Origin of the sequence: Acinetobacter thutiue (assembly GCF_030385805.1) — a bacterium.
GTDB classification, from domain to species: Bacteria; Pseudomonadota; Gammaproteobacteria; order Pseudomonadales; family Moraxellaceae; genus Acinetobacter; species Acinetobacter corruptisaponis.
In genome coordinates, this window is the sequence record NZ_JAUDZE010000004.1 from 290,824 (window position 1) to 307,102 (window position 16,279).

The 16,279-nt window shown below is 43.7% G+C and carries 12 protein-coding genes and 3 tRNA genes; 5 read left to right on the forward strand and 10 right to left on the reverse strand.

Annotated features, from left to right (window positions below):
* Positions 1-47: 47 nt before the first annotated feature.
* On the reverse strand, positions 48-911 hold the full coding sequence (tehB, locus tag QTA56_RS11375; protein ID WP_267981060.1) for an SAM-dependent methyltransferase TehB: 864 nt from the start codon (positions 909-911) through the stop codon (positions 48-50).
* 241 nt (positions 912-1,152) lie between these two features.
* Here tehB and QTA56_RS11380 point away from each other — a divergent pair, with 241 nt between their 5' ends.
* Entirely contained in the window at positions 1,153-3,330 is a 2,178-nt protein-coding gene (locus QTA56_RS11380; protein WP_267981061.1) for a TonB-dependent siderophore receptor, read from the forward strand.
* Between the two features lie 50 nt (positions 3,331-3,380).
* On the opposite strand, the gene glpD is transcribed toward QTA56_RS11380, so the two are convergent.
* The 3 genes from glpD to glpK all read right to left on the reverse strand — a co-directional run bounded on the left by glpD (position 3,381) and on the right by glpK (position 7,456).
* Entirely contained in the window at positions 3,381-4,901 is a 1,521-nt protein-coding gene (glpD, locus tag QTA56_RS11385; RefSeq protein WP_267981062.1) for a glycerol-3-phosphate dehydrogenase, read from the reverse strand.
* A 233-nt stretch (positions 4,902-5,134) separates the two neighbouring features.
* Positions 5,135-5,893, reverse strand: coding sequence for a DeoR/GlpR family DNA-binding transcription regulator (locus tag QTA56_RS11390; protein WP_267981063.1), 759 nt, complete (start codon positions 5,891-5,893; stop codon positions 5,135-5,137).
* Between the two features lie 48 nt (positions 5,894-5,941).
* Entirely contained in the window at positions 5,942-7,456 is a 1,515-nt protein-coding gene (gene glpK / locus QTA56_RS11395; protein WP_267981064.1) for a glycerol kinase GlpK, read from the reverse strand.
* A 264-nt stretch (positions 7,457-7,720) separates the two neighbouring features.
* Between glpK and QTA56_RS11400 the strand changes: the two genes are divergently transcribed.
* Positions 7,721-8,143: a hypothetical protein gene (locus tag QTA56_RS11400; protein WP_267981065.1), complete on the forward strand. Its 423-nt coding sequence runs from the start codon at positions 7,721-7,723 to the stop codon at positions 8,141-8,143.
* Positions 8,144-8,201: 58 nt separating this feature from the next.
* On the opposite strand, the gene QTA56_RS11405 is transcribed toward QTA56_RS11400, so the two are convergent.
* Both QTA56_RS11405 and folD read right to left on the reverse strand, forming a co-directional pair.
* Entirely contained in the window at positions 8,202-8,870 is a 669-nt protein-coding gene (locus QTA56_RS11405) for a class I SAM-dependent methyltransferase (protein WP_267981066.1), read from the reverse strand.
* 51 nt (positions 8,871-8,921) lie between these two features.
* Entirely contained in the window at positions 8,922-9,770 is an 849-nt protein-coding gene (gene folD, locus QTA56_RS11410; protein WP_267981067.1) for a bifunctional methylenetetrahydrofolate dehydrogenase/methenyltetrahydrofolate cyclohydrolase FolD, read from the reverse strand.
* A gap of 170 nt (positions 9,771-9,940) precedes the next feature.
* On the opposite strand from folD, the gene QTA56_RS11415 reads away from it, so the two are divergent.
* Both QTA56_RS11415 and QTA56_RS11420 read left to right on the forward strand, forming a co-directional pair.
* Positions 9,941-10,014: transfer RNA gene (locus QTA56_RS11415), tRNA-Cys, on the forward strand.
* Positions 10,015-10,022: 8 nt separating this feature from the next.
* Positions 10,023-10,108, forward strand: a tRNA-Leu gene (locus tag QTA56_RS11420).
* 125 nt (positions 10,109-10,233) lie between these two features.
* Here QTA56_RS11420 and QTA56_RS11425 read toward each other — a convergent pair.
* Positions 10,234-11,994 (reverse strand): alkaline phosphatase D family protein, encoded by a 1,761-nt coding sequence (locus tag QTA56_RS11425; RefSeq protein ID WP_267981068.1) that lies wholly within the window; start codon positions 11,992-11,994, stop codon positions 10,234-10,236.
* 207 nt (positions 11,995-12,201) lie between these two features.
* Between QTA56_RS11425 and QTA56_RS11430 the strand changes: the two genes are divergently transcribed.
* Positions 12,202-12,287: transfer RNA gene (locus QTA56_RS11430), tRNA-Leu, on the forward strand.
* Positions 12,288-12,426: 139 nt separating this feature from the next.
* Here QTA56_RS11430 and pgaD read toward each other — a convergent pair.
* The 3 genes from pgaD to pgaB are packed head-to-tail and all read right to left on the reverse strand — an operon-like array spanning position 12,427 to position 16,143.
* Positions 12,427-12,843, reverse strand: a complete 417-nt coding sequence (pgaD, locus tag QTA56_RS11435) for a poly-beta-1,6-N-acetyl-D-glucosamine biosynthesis protein PgaD (protein WP_004760968.1) — start codon at positions 12,841-12,843, stop codon at positions 12,427-12,429.
* Between the two features lie 32 nt (positions 12,844-12,875).
* Positions 12,876-14,132, reverse strand: a complete 1,257-nt coding sequence (gene pgaC, locus QTA56_RS11440) for a poly-beta-1,6-N-acetyl-D-glucosamine synthase (RefSeq protein WP_267981069.1) — start codon at positions 14,130-14,132, stop codon at positions 12,876-12,878.
* 13 nt (positions 14,133-14,145) lie between these two features.
* Complete coding sequence (pgaB, locus tag QTA56_RS11445) at positions 14,146-16,143, reverse strand: poly-beta-1,6-N-acetyl-D-glucosamine N-deacetylase PgaB (RefSeq protein ID WP_267981093.1); 1,998 nt, start codon at positions 16,141-16,143, stop codon at positions 14,146-14,148.
* Between the last annotated feature and the right edge of the window lie 136 nt (positions 16,144-16,279).

Below are 16,279 nucleotides of genomic sequence, written 5' to 3' on the forward strand. Positions count from 1 at the left end.
TATATCATAAAAATAATTTGTCTTATTTCAAAACAGATATCAAGGCATTAACATTTCTGTGCCAACAATGTGGCAAAGCGTTGTTTAATCCTCTGCCCTTGCGTATCCACACGATGCAACTCACCTACATCCTCATTATATTTAATCAATGTCCAGCTTTGATAGGCCTCCCTTAATTCCCCCGCCCGAAAACTAAATGGAAAATCAGGTTGTACAGGATAATTCTCACTGTCCATTGCACAGACAATTAAATTAAAACCTCCCACTTCAGTCGCCTGCTGCATCTGTGTAATCAGTTGCTTCACTGTTTCAGGTTGTAAAAACATCATCACCACCGTACAGCAAATAAAATCATATTGCCGCGAGATGTGGCGATTCAGGTTTAAATCCCTAAGCTGGGTATGAAGATTGCTGATATTCTCCTGCTGAATCACTTTATTCAGTGTTTCAATACTATTCGGATTTACATCCCACGCATCGACGGTAAAGCCCTGCTGACTTAAATATAAACTATTCCGTCCACTGCCACAGCCGACATCCAAGGCTTTTCCTCCATGTAGATAAGGCGTGGCGGCCAAAACCTCTGAATGTGTCGCAGTCAATTGATATTTCTTGCTAAAGTAATCTTGAGGCTGACAATAGAAACTGAGTTGGCATGCCACATCATCACTACTAGAGACAATTTTATGCCATGCCTGTGGAGGAATAAATGGCGGTTGTTGTTCCCTGGAAAAGCTGTGTTCTGAAATCGTCTCACCTGCTTCATTGAGCATGGCAAATTGAACCTGTCCTTTTAAAATATGAAGCCTTGCCCATGTCCCCAGCTTGGTATTGTGTGCTTTCTGAAAACCACTCGGAATCGTGTCATGCGTCCAAATCGGCATTTGTTTATAACAGACGAGGTTTTCCATCTTACATTTCCTGCAAATGACCACTTTATTAAATGACTATAGTCCATCAGAATTAAAACGGCTAATTCTTGAGGGGGGTTTTGAGATTACTGCATAAAACAACGCCCCCGATTAAAAATTCTTATCAATCGTTTTTATATTCTTTAATTTTTCTATAAGCCAAACGATGAAATAAATTGCAAAATAAGCAAACAGTAATAATAATTGTAATAACAATACTTCTCATCTATATGGTTATTATATGAGCCAATTCCCGTTCACCAAACGCACTCCCTTATTTATTGCCATATCTGGGATACTTTCAATCAGCGCATATAGCCATGCTGCCGATGAAACCTCCCAGTTGCCAACCATCAAGATTCAGGCTATCCAGGATGAGAACAATTCTGAAAAAACCAAAGCCTATACCATTAAAAATAGCAACAGCGCCACCAAGTTAAATATCGAAGCCAAGGAAATCCCTCAAACCATCAATGTGGTGACGCGCCAGCAGATGGATGACTTTGGCCTTACCTCATCCAGAGATGTGCTCAACAACACTCCTGGTGTAACCGTAAACTCAGTGGAAACTGAACGTGCTGTTTATATGGCGCGTGGATTTGAAATCTCCAATATCCTAGTTGATGGTGTCGGTTTCCCATCTAGTCAATGGAACTACAACGATACCAACCCAGACAGTTTTTTCTATGATCGCATTGAAGTAATTAAGGGTGCGGATGCACTGACCAATGCATTTGGTGATCCAAGTGCAACCATCAATTATGTGCGTAAACGTCCAAGCCAAGAACTTCAGGCAAACACCAACCTCAGTTATGGTTCATGGAATACGCAACGCTATGAGGCGGATGTATCAGGTAGCCTGTTGCCAAATGACCGTGTTCGTGGACGACTTTCAGGTTTCCAGCAAACGGGTGACTCCCATTTAGATCGTTATTCTCTGGAAAAGAATGGGATTGCAGGTGTTTTAGAGGCAGATCTTACTGATAAAACATTACTCACAGTAGGTGCCAGCCAAGCAAAAAATAAACCCAATGCCAATAACTGGGGTGCTCTACCTCTTATGGATTCATCGGGTAAACAGCTCAGTTTTGATCGCTCATACAATCCAAATCCAGACTGGGCCTACTGGGACAATACCTCTAAAAATGCATTTATTGAGCTAAAACAGCAATTCCTCAACACCTGGTCGGCCAACCTCAGCTACAACTATAATGAAAAAGACCGTCAAAGCCAGCTGCTCTACTATTATGGCTATCCAAACACGGATGGTTCAGGCATTTCATTAACACCGAGCGGATATCTGGAAAATAATAAACTACATACCGCTGACTTCAACCTACAGGGTAAGTTTGACCTATTAGGCCGTGAGCATGAAGCGATTATTGGCTATACATTCTCAAAAAGTGATCAGAACGACCATGAAAAAAGCGGAACCCTGCATGACAGCAACATCGACTTTCAGGAATCAGTATACGATGGGGTAACCTATACCACGCCATACACCACCAACTGGGCAAGCTGGACACCGAAAAGCGTAACTTGGTCAGATTTTGCAAAAACGGCAGATTATACCCAACGCAACCAGTCCATTTATGCAGCAACACGTTTACATTTAACCGATGAGCTAAAACTCACACTAGGCGCGAACTATGTCAAGGCAAAAAGCGAGGGTGTAAGTTACGATGCGCCAATGGCCTATGATGAAAGCAAGGTTTCACCTTATGCGGGCATTACCTATAACTTTAGTCCTGAATATACAGGTTATATGAGTTACACCTCAATTTTCCGTCCCCAAACCTCTGTGGATGAAGCAACAGGAAAAGTTGCCGATCCAATTGATGGTAAAAGCTATGAAGTCGGGTTTAAAAGTGTCTGGCTGGATAATAGGCTAACAGGAACATTGGCCGTTTTTAGAACTGAGGAAAACAATTATCCACTGCGTTCTTCCGATGGCAATCCGCTCAACCGTAAGGTGGGAATCAGTGATTTACGTTCACAAGGGGTTGAGGTTGGTCTGGCTGGACAATTGACCAATCAGGTCAATGTTTCGCTTGGCTATACCCAGTTTAGCTTGAGAGATTTGAAAAATGGTGGTGCGGCTAGAACCTATAACCCAAACCAGACCTTTAACCTGTTAACCACCTACAACCCATCACTACTTCCAAAACTTAAAGTTGGTGCAGGTCTGCAATGGCAAGGCAAGATTAGCCGCTTTGATGAAAACTATGGAACGTCTTTGAGACAAGGTGATTACGCACTTCTCAATTTGATGGCAAGCTACGAAGTTACCCCTCAATTCACCATTCAGGCCAATGCGGATAATGTCACAGACAAAAAATACCTAAATAGCTTTACCGATGGTCAGGCTTTCTATGGTGAACCAGCCAACTATACGGTCGCATTCAAATTTAAGTACTAATCGTTTTGACCCTCTATCCCTACACCAATGAGATAGAGGGTTTCAATGCTTTAAGCCGCTTCGTTACCATGAGTTTTCACAGTAAGATAGGCATCCAAAGCCTCTGTTTCTTTCTGAGTGAAGCTGAGTCCCAGTTTAGAACGTCTCCACAGCACATCCTGACTGCTTGTTACCCATTCAAAGCGACATAAATAATCTACTTCTTTGGCATACAGGCCCTGACCAAAATGTTTTCCGAGTTGGTCAACCGATGTTGTTTCACCCAGTATATTCCAGATCCGTGAACCATACGATGAAGCCCAGCGTTTTGCCAGTGCTTCTGGAGCATCTGTGATTTGTGCACGGATTTCCTGTATCAACTGTTCAACAGAATGCATATTTTCACCACCAGGCAATGCCTCTGTCGCAGTCCAGCTTCCCTGCATCTCAGGGAAAAATGCCTTGAGCTGCTGCATGGCGGATTCAGCCAGTTTACGGTATGTCGTTAATTTTCCACCAAACACAGAAAGTAATGGAGCCTGCCCCTCCTCACCTTTGGACAAGGCCAAAGTATAGTCACGGGTAATGGCTGATGGATTATCCGATTCATCATCACATAAAGGACGCACACCCGCAAAAGTTGAAATAATATCCTGTGGAGTGAGTTGTTTCTTGAAATGCGCATTGCTCACTTCAATCAGATAATCAATCTCCTCCTGGGTAATTTTCACCTGTGCTGGATCACCCTGATATTCACGGTCTGTGGTGCCAATCATGGTGTACTGGTCCAGATATGGGATTGCAAACACAATACGGCGGTCATCATTCTGCATAATAAAGGCTTTGTCACATTCATACAGCTTCGGCACAATAATATGACTGCCCTGAATCAGGCGGATACCATAAGGAGACTTAAGCTGTAAATCCTGCTTGATAAATTGTGCAACCCAAGGCCCTGCCGCATTAACCAAGGCTTTCGCCTTAATCTGGAATTGACCATGCTCATTTTCCAGATCGACCAGCCAATATTGCCCATCACGTTGTGCAGAAAGACAACGGGTTCGGGTCACTACATCGGCCCCTTTCTCACGGGCATGCATGGCGTTTAAAACCACCAGACGAGAGTCATCCACGGCACAGTCTGAATACTCAAAACCACGGGTAATGGCAGAGTTTAGCGGGCTATCTTCTTTAAAATAAACATTGTTTGAACCCAGCAGCTTTTCACGTTTGCCCAAATGATCATAAAAGAACAAGCCTGTACGAATCAGCCATGCTGGACGCAAATGTGGTCGATGCGGCATGATAAAACGCATTGGACGGATGATATGCGGTGCTTTGGCCAACAAAACCTCACGCTCAGCCAGTGCTTCACGTACTAAACGAAATTCTTTATGTTCAAGATAACGTAGGCCACCATGAATCAGCTTACTACTCGCAGAAGAAGTATGGCTGGCTAGATCATCTTTTTCACATAAGAATACGGATAAACCACGTCCTGACGCATCAGCAGCGATACCAACACCGTTAATACCGCCACCAATAACAGCAAGGTCATAGATTTTGTCATTTGACTGAGGAGAAGTTTGCATATGATCACCGCAAATTTTCATTATTTTTCGATAATGAAAATTTAAACATATAAAATGAAAATAAACAATAAATTTTGTGCAAAAAAATGCCAAATTATTGGCATTTTTAATAAGTGAATAAAAAGAAATTGATTATGAAATAGATGACAAATGCTTTAGGTCAATTTTCTAATCATAGGGACAAACTGTGTTCGACCAATAAAGAGGTACAAAACAAAGCATTTAATGAAAAATTATTGAGCAACAACCAGATTCACACCCAAATCATGAATGGTTTTTAGATATTGCTCATTGGGTTGCTGATCAGTAAAGATACTATCTACCTGCTTCAATGAACCCAGACGGATCATGGCATTACGGCCAAACTTGCTGCTATCCGCCGCCAAGAAAACCTGACGTGCACTTGAGAGGATTTCCTGTGACACACACACTTCCTGAAAGTCAAAATCCAGCAAAGTGCCATCCTCTTCAATACCACTAATTCCAATCAGCGCATAATCCGCCTTAAACTGCTTAAAGAAATCAGCCGTTGCCTGACCAATCACACCACCATCAGGGCGAACCCGACCACTGGCAATCAGCACTTCAAAATCCTCCTTGGTACTGAGAATTTTGGCAACATTCAGGTTATTGGTAATGATTTTCAGCCCTGTATGGTTGAGTAAGGCATGGGCAATAGATTCCGTGGTCGTTCCAATATTAATGAATAATGACGCATGATCAGGCACAGCAGCAGCCACCGCCTCTGCAATCCTGCGCTTTTCTTCAAGCATATAGCCGACACGCATCGTATATTCGGTATTTTCAACACTGGAATCATGCGCGGCTCCACCATGATAGCGCCGCAGCAAGCCCTCATCCGCCAACTGATTAATATCACGACGGATGGTTTGAGGGGTAACATCAAAATATTGAGCAAGCTCTTCAATACTGATATAGCCACGCTCTCTCACCAGTTCGAGGGTTTTTTGTTGGCGTAGTATCAAGCTCATGCTCATCCATCCTAAGTTATTTTAAATTACGAATGGCGTTATTTTACCTTAATTTTCAGCCCAGTCACGTGTGCGCCCCACAGCTTTTAACCAGCCTTGATAAAGTTTTTCGGTTTCATCCTGACTACACGCGGGTGTAAATGTTCGCTCAATGGTCATTCTGCTCTTCAATTCATTCAGATCAGACCAGAAGCCAACGGCTAAACCTGCCAGAAATGCCGCTCCCATACCTGTGGTCTCTTTCATGGCTGGACGTTCAACCGAAGTCGATAAAATATCCGCCTGAAACTGCATAAGGAAGTTATTGGCAGTGACACCGCCATCTACACGGAGTGTACGTAACTTCTCACCCGAGTCCTGCTGCATGGCATCCAGCACATCACGGGTTTGATAAGCGATGGATTCCAGCGTTGCACGGATAATATGCTCAATACTCACGCCACGGGTAATTCCCAGAATCGCGCCACGTGCGGTTGGGTCCCAATATGGCGCACCCAACCCCGTAAATGCAGGAACGACATAAACGCCATTACTGTCTTTCACTTTGGTTGCATAATATTCCGAGTCATGCGAGTCGTTAATGGCCTTTAATTCATCACGCAGCCATTGCACACATGAACCGCCATTAAATACCGCACCTTCCAGGGCATAGTTCACTTCACCTCGTGGCCCACATGCAATCGTGGTTAGTAAACCATGTTCAGATTGAACAATACGTTTACCTGTGTTCATCAGCAGAAAACAGCCTGTACCATAGGTATTTTTTGCCTGTCCCGCCTCAACGCACATTTGACCGAACAAAGCCGCCTGCTGATCCCCCGCAATTCCCGCGATTGGAATTCCAATTTCCTGACCACTGATGGTATGGGTATGCCCATATATTTCAGACGAGCTACGCACCTCAGGTAACATGGCTTTTGGGATATTCAAGGCCTCAAGCAGTTTATCATCCCATTGCAGTGTTTCGATATTAAACAGCATGGTACGTGAGGCATTGGTATAGTCAGTCACATGCGCCTGACCATTGGTGAGTTTCCAGATCAGCCAAGTATCCACCGTACCAAACAACAGCTCGCCACGTTCTGCCCGCTCTCTACTTCCCTCAACATGATCCAGAATCCACTTGATCTTGGTTGCCGAAAAATATGGGTCAATCACCAGCCCAGTGACCTTACGTATATACTCATCCCAGCCGTCCTGACGGAGCTGGTTGCAGATCTCATTGCTTTGGCGGCTCTGCCATACAATCGCGTTATAAATCGGTTTGCCCGTTTTTTTATCCCAGATAATCGTGGTTTCACGCTGGTTGGTGATACCAATCCCGGCAATCTGGTCACTTGAGATACTTGCCTGTGCCAAAGCCTCAACCCACACCGCACTTTGCGTTGCCCAGATTTCCATTGGGTCATGCTCAACCCAGCCTGGTTGCGGGTAGATTTGGGTAAATTCACGCTGAGCGATACTAATGACATTTGCATCGTGATCCAACACGATTGCACGTGAACTCGTTGTACCCTGGTCAAATGCAACCACATATTTTTTTTGACTATCTGTAGAGATCATGGCATACCTACTCAGACTTGCCTTATGTATCAAAGCAATAAATGAAATGTCCATTAAAAAATGGGCTTCAACACTGCGATACAGCAATGACTTGTGTATAAAAATAAAAAACTTGGACGATTATATGCAAAATTGTTCGAAAACGAAAATTCTTTCTCTCATTTTGAACCCAAATCATGATGAACAGCGTGGGTTTTAAAGATTCATCACAATACAAAATCCAATTTATGCGATACTAAGACTAGAAATAATAGGACCACTAATATGAAAAAAACTAATTTATTGATTATTGTGAGCGGTACACTTCTGGTTGCGGCATGTCAAAGCACTCCACATCAATACAATGGTGTGACAGGTTATGAAATTGAAAATAAAACAGCAACTTCGGCAACACTGGCCTATACCTTGGCAGCACGTGGCAACAGTGATGTTGATGAGAAAAAGCTACAGCATGCCTGTAAACAGGTGTTAGGAATGGAAAAAGCCTATAAAATTTCGATACTCAGCGTCAATGAAATTATGAACCCTACCAAACAGGAACAATATGGGGTGCAACTTGGCAACAGCCGTGCAACTTTTGGTCTATCCAACTCACCTGATTTAAACAACAGTGAGGGCTATGCAACACGTCAGGCAATGGAAACACGCCCAACAACACTGAAAGTGGTCCGCTACACCTGTTCATAATAATTAAAAAAAATAAGGTGGTTGATTGAAACCACCTTACCCTATAACTGTGTACTTATTATAAGGTCTTATAAAAACTGACATTACGAAACTCTTTGGCCTCATCCAGATCAGGCCAGGTGGTTGCACTGCGCTCATCAATCTTCATATATTGGGGATGGCTAAAGTTTTTAACGCGACTATCCGCCACCCAGACTTCTGGTGCGAATTTTAGAAACTCATCCAGAAAGAATCGGTTACATTGATCATAAAGCACATCCGCAGCCAGCAAGACATCCACCTGTTCTGACTTGTACAAATCATCCAGATACTCAAGCTCGACATTATTTAACAAGGCATTTTCACGACATGATTCCAGACTGACCTGATCAATATCACAGCAGATGACCCGCTTTGCCCCCGCCATTTTTGCGGCAATCGCCACCACGCCTGAACCAGCCCCAAAATCCAGCACCACCTTGTCTTTAACATGATGCGGTTCAGCCAATAACCATTGCGCCATTGCCAAACCCGATGCCCAGCAAAAAATCCAGTATGGCGTTTCATTCCAGATACGGCGAATTACCTCATCATCTAGACGATCTGTTGGAAATACAGGGGGAATCAGCCATAAGGAAATTGGCGTTTCAGGAAGCTGTTGCGCCAATAAATCTGTGTTTGGAATAACTTCATGCAAAGCTTTCAGCAATTGCTCAGGCGCTTTGGCAAATTGAAAAGTACAACTCATATCGTTTCTTTAATTCTTGAAAAAGCCCCTCTAAGTAGAGGGGCTAAAAGATTAACCTAAAGCTTTTTCAGCGGCTTCAACGGTCTGACGAATCAACGTGGTAATTGTCATAGGACCAACACCGCCTGGTACTGGTGTATAGGCAGATGCAACCTCTTCAATACCAACAAGCTGGATATCCCCCACACCACCACCATCACGAGGATGGAAACCAGCATCAACCACAACCGCACCTTGCTTGATCCAGTCTTTCTGAATCAATTCAGCCTTACCGACTGCGCCGACAATAATATCTGCCTGTTTAACCAGCTCAGGAAGATTCCGGGTACGTGAATGGCAAATCGTCACTGTCGCATTGGCCTGTAATAGCATCATCGCCATTGGTTTACCTAAAATCGCTGAACGCCCCACCACAACCGCATGTTTACCTGCGATTTCAATGTTGTTTTCCTGCAAAATGGTCATGATGCCCGCTGGCGTCGCTGAACCATAAGCAGACTCACCCATTGCCATACGACCAAAACCAAGGCAAGTTACCCCATCCACATCTTTTTCCAGTGAAATAGCATCAAAACATGCGCGTTCATCAATCTGTTCAGGAACTGGGTGTTGCAACAAGATGCCATGCACATCAGGGTTGGCATTGAGTTTTTCAATTTCAGCCAGAAGTTGCGCTGTGGTGGTCTCTTTCGGTAATTCGATTTTAAGTGAGTCCATTCCCACACGATGGCAAGCATTGCCTTTCATACGCACATAGGTTGCCGATGCACCATCATCCCCGACAAGAATGGTTGCCAGAATTGGGGTACGCCCCGTTTTTGCTTTAAGTGCCTCTACACGTACCAACAAATCTGCCTCGATTTGTTTTGCCAATGCACGACCGTCTAAAACCAATGCCACAGCGTATCTCCCAAGTGAGTATAAGTAAGCGCTTACTAATCAGATAAGTATGCAAATGATACATGATAATTTGCCCAATATGCTTTTAGATGTTGTTTTTATGTGCATATTCACCCGAAACACTATTGTTTTTTTCCTAAAGATTGCTAATATGTGCATCACCAAGAGATGGCGGGGTGGCAGAGTGGTCATGCAGCGGACTGCAACTCCGTGTACGCCGGTTCGATTCCGACCTCCGCCTCCATTGGTAAAGCCCGAGTGGTGAAATCGGTAGACACAGGGGATTTAAAATCCCCCGCCCACAAAGCGTGCCAGTTCGAGTCTGGCCTCGGGCACCATTTTTCAGCAAATGAAATATGGTGCTAAAAATTCCAGCTTAATGCTGGTTTTTTTATGTCTAAAAATATGTGCAATAAAAATAAAAAAAGCCAAACACAATGGTTTGGCCTCTACTGAAACAGGATTACGCTACTTGTTGCGCTGTTTTGACTGGTAATAAATTCATATCCAAACTCAACTGATGTTGTCTGGTTTTATCAACACTATATTCAGGCTTCTTGATTGAATCTACATAGACCCATTGTGACTGTACCTGTGTTTCATCAAACTGAACCGTGAGGTAACCTCGTTGGTTCAAGTTGCAATAATTCAACTCATCAATCAAGGTGGTAAATGCAAATTCAAACTGCTGTAGCTGGGCCAATGGAATATTTAAATATTTTTCCAGACCTGGCGAGGATACCGAACTGGTTGCCAGCTCAACACCGACGAATGCACCATCCTTACTATATAAATTGGATGACCACGCATTATGGGTATCCCCTGCAAGCACAACGACTTTCTTCTTCAACTGCGCCAAAGTGCCATACAATATTTCACGCTCTGCAAAATAACCATCCCAGGCATCCAGATTATACGGCGCAACGCTAAGAACACGGGCTTTGTCCTGGTCGGTTAAGCTCGGATCACCTTGCTTTAAGCGCATTTTTAAGGTGACCAGCTCCGTAATTTGCGTGTTCATTTTATTTAAGGTGTCAGCAGTTGGATTGCCTGAAGTAATTTCTGCCAGTAATAATAATAGTTCCGCTGGAATCAGCATTTTTGTCATTAAAATCTGCTGCCCCAGTACATTCCATGTGGATGTGGATTGCTGTAGTTTTCCAAGTAACCAATCACGCTGGCTATAACCCATTAAGGTACGTGCTGGATTGGTTAAATCTGCCTGAAACTTTGCAATATCCAAACCATTCGCTGTTATATAGTTGGCATAGTCCAACTGCTCATCACGGGCGATAATCCGAGTATCAAGCATAGTGAGTTGCACCAGCTTGCCAAAGTCAAACTGGCGATAAATCCTGGTATGTTGTTCATCTATGGGACGAATTGGCATCCACTCAAAATAAGCCTGTAAAGCTGCCAGTTTACGCTCCATAAAAGAACCCTCATTGATCTGATGATTCTCTGCCCCATCTCGCCATGTGTCATTGGCCAATTCATGGTCATCCCAAATCACAATAAAGGGATGACGATGATGTAATGCCTGCAAGTCCTTGTCTTTGCGGTATAAAGCATAACGTTTACGGTAATCATCTAATTTGATAATTTCTTTATTGTTATCAGCCGCGAGTGTTCGTCCTAATTTTTCTGCATCTTCTGTGGCATAGCCATCTGCGCCATATTCGTAAATATAGTCACCTAGATGAATGACCACATCGACATTTTGCTTCGCCATTTCCCGATACACATAGAAATAGCCTGCTGGATAATTTGAGCATGAACATACCGCAAAACTGACTTTTAAGGTGCTGGTTGGTAAGGTTTTAGTTTGACCAACTGGAGAAATCTTGTCACCAAAGATAAAGCGATAGAAATAACGCTGGTCTGGTTTTAAACCCGTGACATCGACCTTGGCAGTAAAATCCTGCGATGCCGAGGTAAGGACTTTATCGGTTTTAATGATTTGCTTAAATTGATTGTCTAGTGCAATTTCCCAACTCACCTGTAAACGAGCACTGGCATCATTCGGTGTCAGGCGTGTCCATAAAATCACGCGATCCTGCAATGGATCACCACTTGCCACACCATGTTCAAAATTCACCTGAAGTGTTGCCGTTTCCTGGTCTGAACTGTCATTACATCCTGTAAAACCAGTGGAGAGGGATAATGCCCCGAAACCGAATAAGCTTTTTTGAATGAGTTCCCGTCGTGAAATTTTGGCTGTCATTTGATGGCTACCTTAGCTTTTATCGCAATAAATGGATAAAGCTAATGGACATACATGAAGCTTTAATCTCAGTTTGATGAAAGAATCATGAAAACAGTTTGTCCAAGTTTGGTTTTATCCGATAAATACATGAATTGACTGAAAAGAAAGCAAATACGTGGTTTTACTCTTGCCAAGTTTTCAAGTGTCCTCTATTATTGCGCTCATGCCCGAGTGGTGAAATCGGTAGACACAGGGGATTTAAAATCCCCCGCCCACAAAGCGTGCCAGTTCGAGTCTGGCCTCGGGCACCATTTTTCAGCAAATGAAATATGGTGCTAAAAATTCCAGCTTAATGCTGGTTTTTTTATACCTGAAATTTAGGAATATAAAAAAATGCCTTAATTAAAAAACCAAGGCATTCAATATTATTTTCAGGCTCAAACAATAAAATTATTCCACACGGATAATTTTACCATTTTCATCGTGGTGTACGGTGGTGACTTTGTTCTGACGCCCCAACTGGATTTCCTGTTCAGGCAATTCAAAATAGCGCGCATAATCAGGCAGTGATTTTTCCACCACATGGGTTTTATGCACACGTTTTGCAGGTAAAAAACCCCATAGCAACAAGGCAACAGCACACAATACCAAAGCCGTTACGCCCTGCTCAATGCCATCACCAAAGGCTTCAACCAGACGTTGCGCCAGGTAGGTTTTCTTAATTTCCACCAAGACCCAAACCAGAATAAATGGTCGCCATAGCAGCAACCAGCCTGCCCACATCATTGCTGTCGTTGTTGTTGATGCATAACGTTTATGCCATGGGAGCTGGCGACGTAAATCAATAATCAAACTGTTTGCTTTCATTGCTCTTTACTCAGCAAAATGAATCTTTAGATTCAACGAATACCACGATCAGGACTGATCCAGCGGGCACGTTTTCCATCATTGCGTAGCAGCACTTTTGGAAAGGCGACGATTGTAGCAGTAATCGTGATTAACCAAAATACAAATGGGTACCAAATCATCCAATAATAATTTTTCCCTAAGCTTGGTTCATAACGACTATCCATCCATTTGCTTAAAGCAAACTGAATTAAACAGGTGGCGCCCAATAAAATTCCACTGCCATAGGGTAAGAAAGGCGAGCTGACCACAGTGAGTGCAGGAATTGGCAAAATAAAATGCAGTAGCCACATCACCGCCATGATCAACATCAAGTATGACCAGACTAATGTCAAACAAAGTTCCAGCATCAACGGCCATAAAAAGTTCAACTTAGGCTTGAAGAACACGTCAATATTCTTCACCAGTACTTGTGCCCCACCCATCGCCCAGCGTAAACGCTGTTTCCATAAACCGTTCATGGTTTCTGGCATTAAAATCCACACCAACGCATTTGGTTCAAAACGGACATCCCAACCTGCGCGCTGCAATTTCCAAGTGATATCAATATCTTCAGTCAACATATTTGGAGACCAGTAATCGACCTGATGCACCGCACTTTTACGGAATGCGGTAATCACACCTGATACTGTGAATAAGCGTCCAAAGGTGCGCTGGGCACGTTTAATCATGCCCACAATTGAAGAAAACTCCCCAACCTGAATCCGCCCCAACAGGGTTGAACGGGTACGGATACGTGGATTTCCCGTTACCGCCGCCACAGTCGAATCTTCAAGGAAATGTCGTATCATCCACTTGGCGGCATGTGGGTCAAGCAAGGCATCACCATCAATACCAATTAGGAATTCAGCATCAGTCATCAGGCTGCCTGCCTGCAAACCCATCGCCTTACCCTGATTCTGGGCCAAATGCACCACCCGCAATTTTTCATACTGGCTTGCCAGACGATCTAGCATCTCGCCCGTGTTGTCGGAACTGCCATCATTGATTGCAATCACCTCAAAATCTGGATAGTCCAGTTGCAAGGCATGGCGAATGGTTTCATCTGCATTCTCCCCCTCATTAAAGCAGGGAATCAGCACCGCAACTTTAGGATAGCGTTGCAATGCGGCTGGTTGTTGGTAAGGTGGGTCCTGACGCTCTTTCCAGTAAAAAATCAGTGCCCCAATCATCCATAGATATGACATGAACAATGGATAATAGAACACAAACTTAATGGCTGACGACCATAATAAAGCAATCCAACTCATTGATATGACTCCATTATGGGACAAGCTGAGATGATTTTAGCCCAAATGCGTTATGCATGGTTTTTACATCTGGATGATCCTGAATCGGGTCATCTGGATAATAAGCAATATGCATTGCCCCTTGTTCATACAGTGACTTGATGGTTGCCGCCATCTCCTCTGAGGGAACTTTCTGGTCATTGCGCCAGTTGGTTGCCTGTAGTTCCATCACCGTTTTCTTAATGCCGTTCGGATATCTCTTGACCCGATTTAAAATATCAGTGTAGAACTTGTCTGGATTTTTCACCTGTTCCATATAGGGCATCGCCATAATGGCGGTGAAATCATAACGGTTAAGCGATTCCTCCAGAGACTGTGCATACCAGTTTTCCGCATATGGATTCAGCGCAACCTGTGCATATAGATTCCGTGCAGTCATTAGATAAGGCTGATATTGACGTACCTCGCCTGCAAGGTCCATTGCAAAATCATCCAGATAACGAGTTTTAAAGGCCGTCCATTTTTGCAGGTCAGCATCATTGTTGCGTATTTTGGCAAGGTCGGTTGGCAAACCCTGTTTTGCATAAGCCGCCAATGCTTCTGGGCTGGCATCTTCATAGTCAGACAAAGTGACATCATCATGGAACAGCAGGCCATCAAATGGGGTGGATTTCGCCAGGTCCTGATAAATTTCCTTAATGGTCTGCCGAGCTTCTGGCGAGAATGGACTTAAACGGATATAGCCCATATTTAAATGTTCACCTGATTTGGCCTGCTGGGTTTCAACCAGCTCATCTGCAACAGGATCTTTTTTTGGTAATTCCCACGCCAGTAACGGCATCCACGCATATAAACGCTGTACCTGTGTTCTGGTCTGAATTTGCCAGGCCACACGGTTAAACAGGTCTGCACGCATCGGGATATGACGGTTTGGGAAATACACCATATCTGCCGAACCATTCGCATCGGGGTCAGAAAAGGCCTGTAGATAAACAGTGTTTACGCCCATACCATTAATTCGATCCAGTAAATGTCCCAGATTACGTTCCTGCTGCTGCGGATCAGGATCATAGATATAGTCTAAATCGACATGCATGATTTTTTGCGGACGATTATTATCGTTGAGGTTCAGTTCACGGTTCTTGATTTCCTGCGCGAGCGCGCTGGTTGACATATTGCCCTGAATCAAGATACGACTCATATTCTGAATGGATTGTTTGGCGTGGTCTGCCCCATCATCCAAGGTAATGGTGATCGGCATGCCCAGTTGCTTGGCGGTTTTGACCAACTGCATATTGTAGCGACCGTAAGGCCAGACCATCACCCGCGGCGAACGCAAACCATGTGCTTTTAACAGGTCATTGTTCTTTTTTAGGTCCTGATAGACACGTGCCTGATAATCGGCATCATTTTCATAACTTTTGCTTTTAGTATCATAAATGCGGGTAATGGCGGCAGGCTCCAGATTACCCTGTGGATTTGCATTAATCCCCTGATGCAAATGATAACTATGGCTGGCAATCTCCACCAAGCCACTATTCTGCATCTCCTTAAGCTCGTCCCAGCTCAAGATTTTGTTCCTTGCGATGCTTTCCCCACCAAAATCCACATTCTGGTTCTCTTTCGGTTCCAGCCATGAACCGACCACAGCCAAAACCACAGGGATTTTTTTGGCGCGAATTACGGGATAGGCATTTTGATAGAAAGATTGATAGCCATCATCCACCGTCAGCAATACAGGTTTACTAGGCAATTTATACTGGCCTTGATGGGCCTTGATCAGTTGATCCACATTAATAAAATGGAAGCCATTATTCTTTAACCAGTCAATATGTTGACTAAACTGCTGTGCAGTAACCGCATAACTTGGGATCAGTGCATCTTTATGTTCTGTGATTTCATGGTAACCAATGACGGTTAACGTTGTCGCATCAATTTTTGGATTTGCCGCAAAAATGGTGGTGGTTGCAACCACACCGAATACAAGACCCAAAAATGTTTTTAAGGTCGGAGACACTAAACGTGTTGTCATAGAGATATTGTCTCGATACAGGAAAGTCGCTGGGGACGAAGCAGGCATGAATGGTCTTAGGATTTAGGCAAAATCATAAGCGTTCTAGCGTGTCAGCTGGAAGTAAGGATTGTATTTATAATTTTGCAAACTGAAA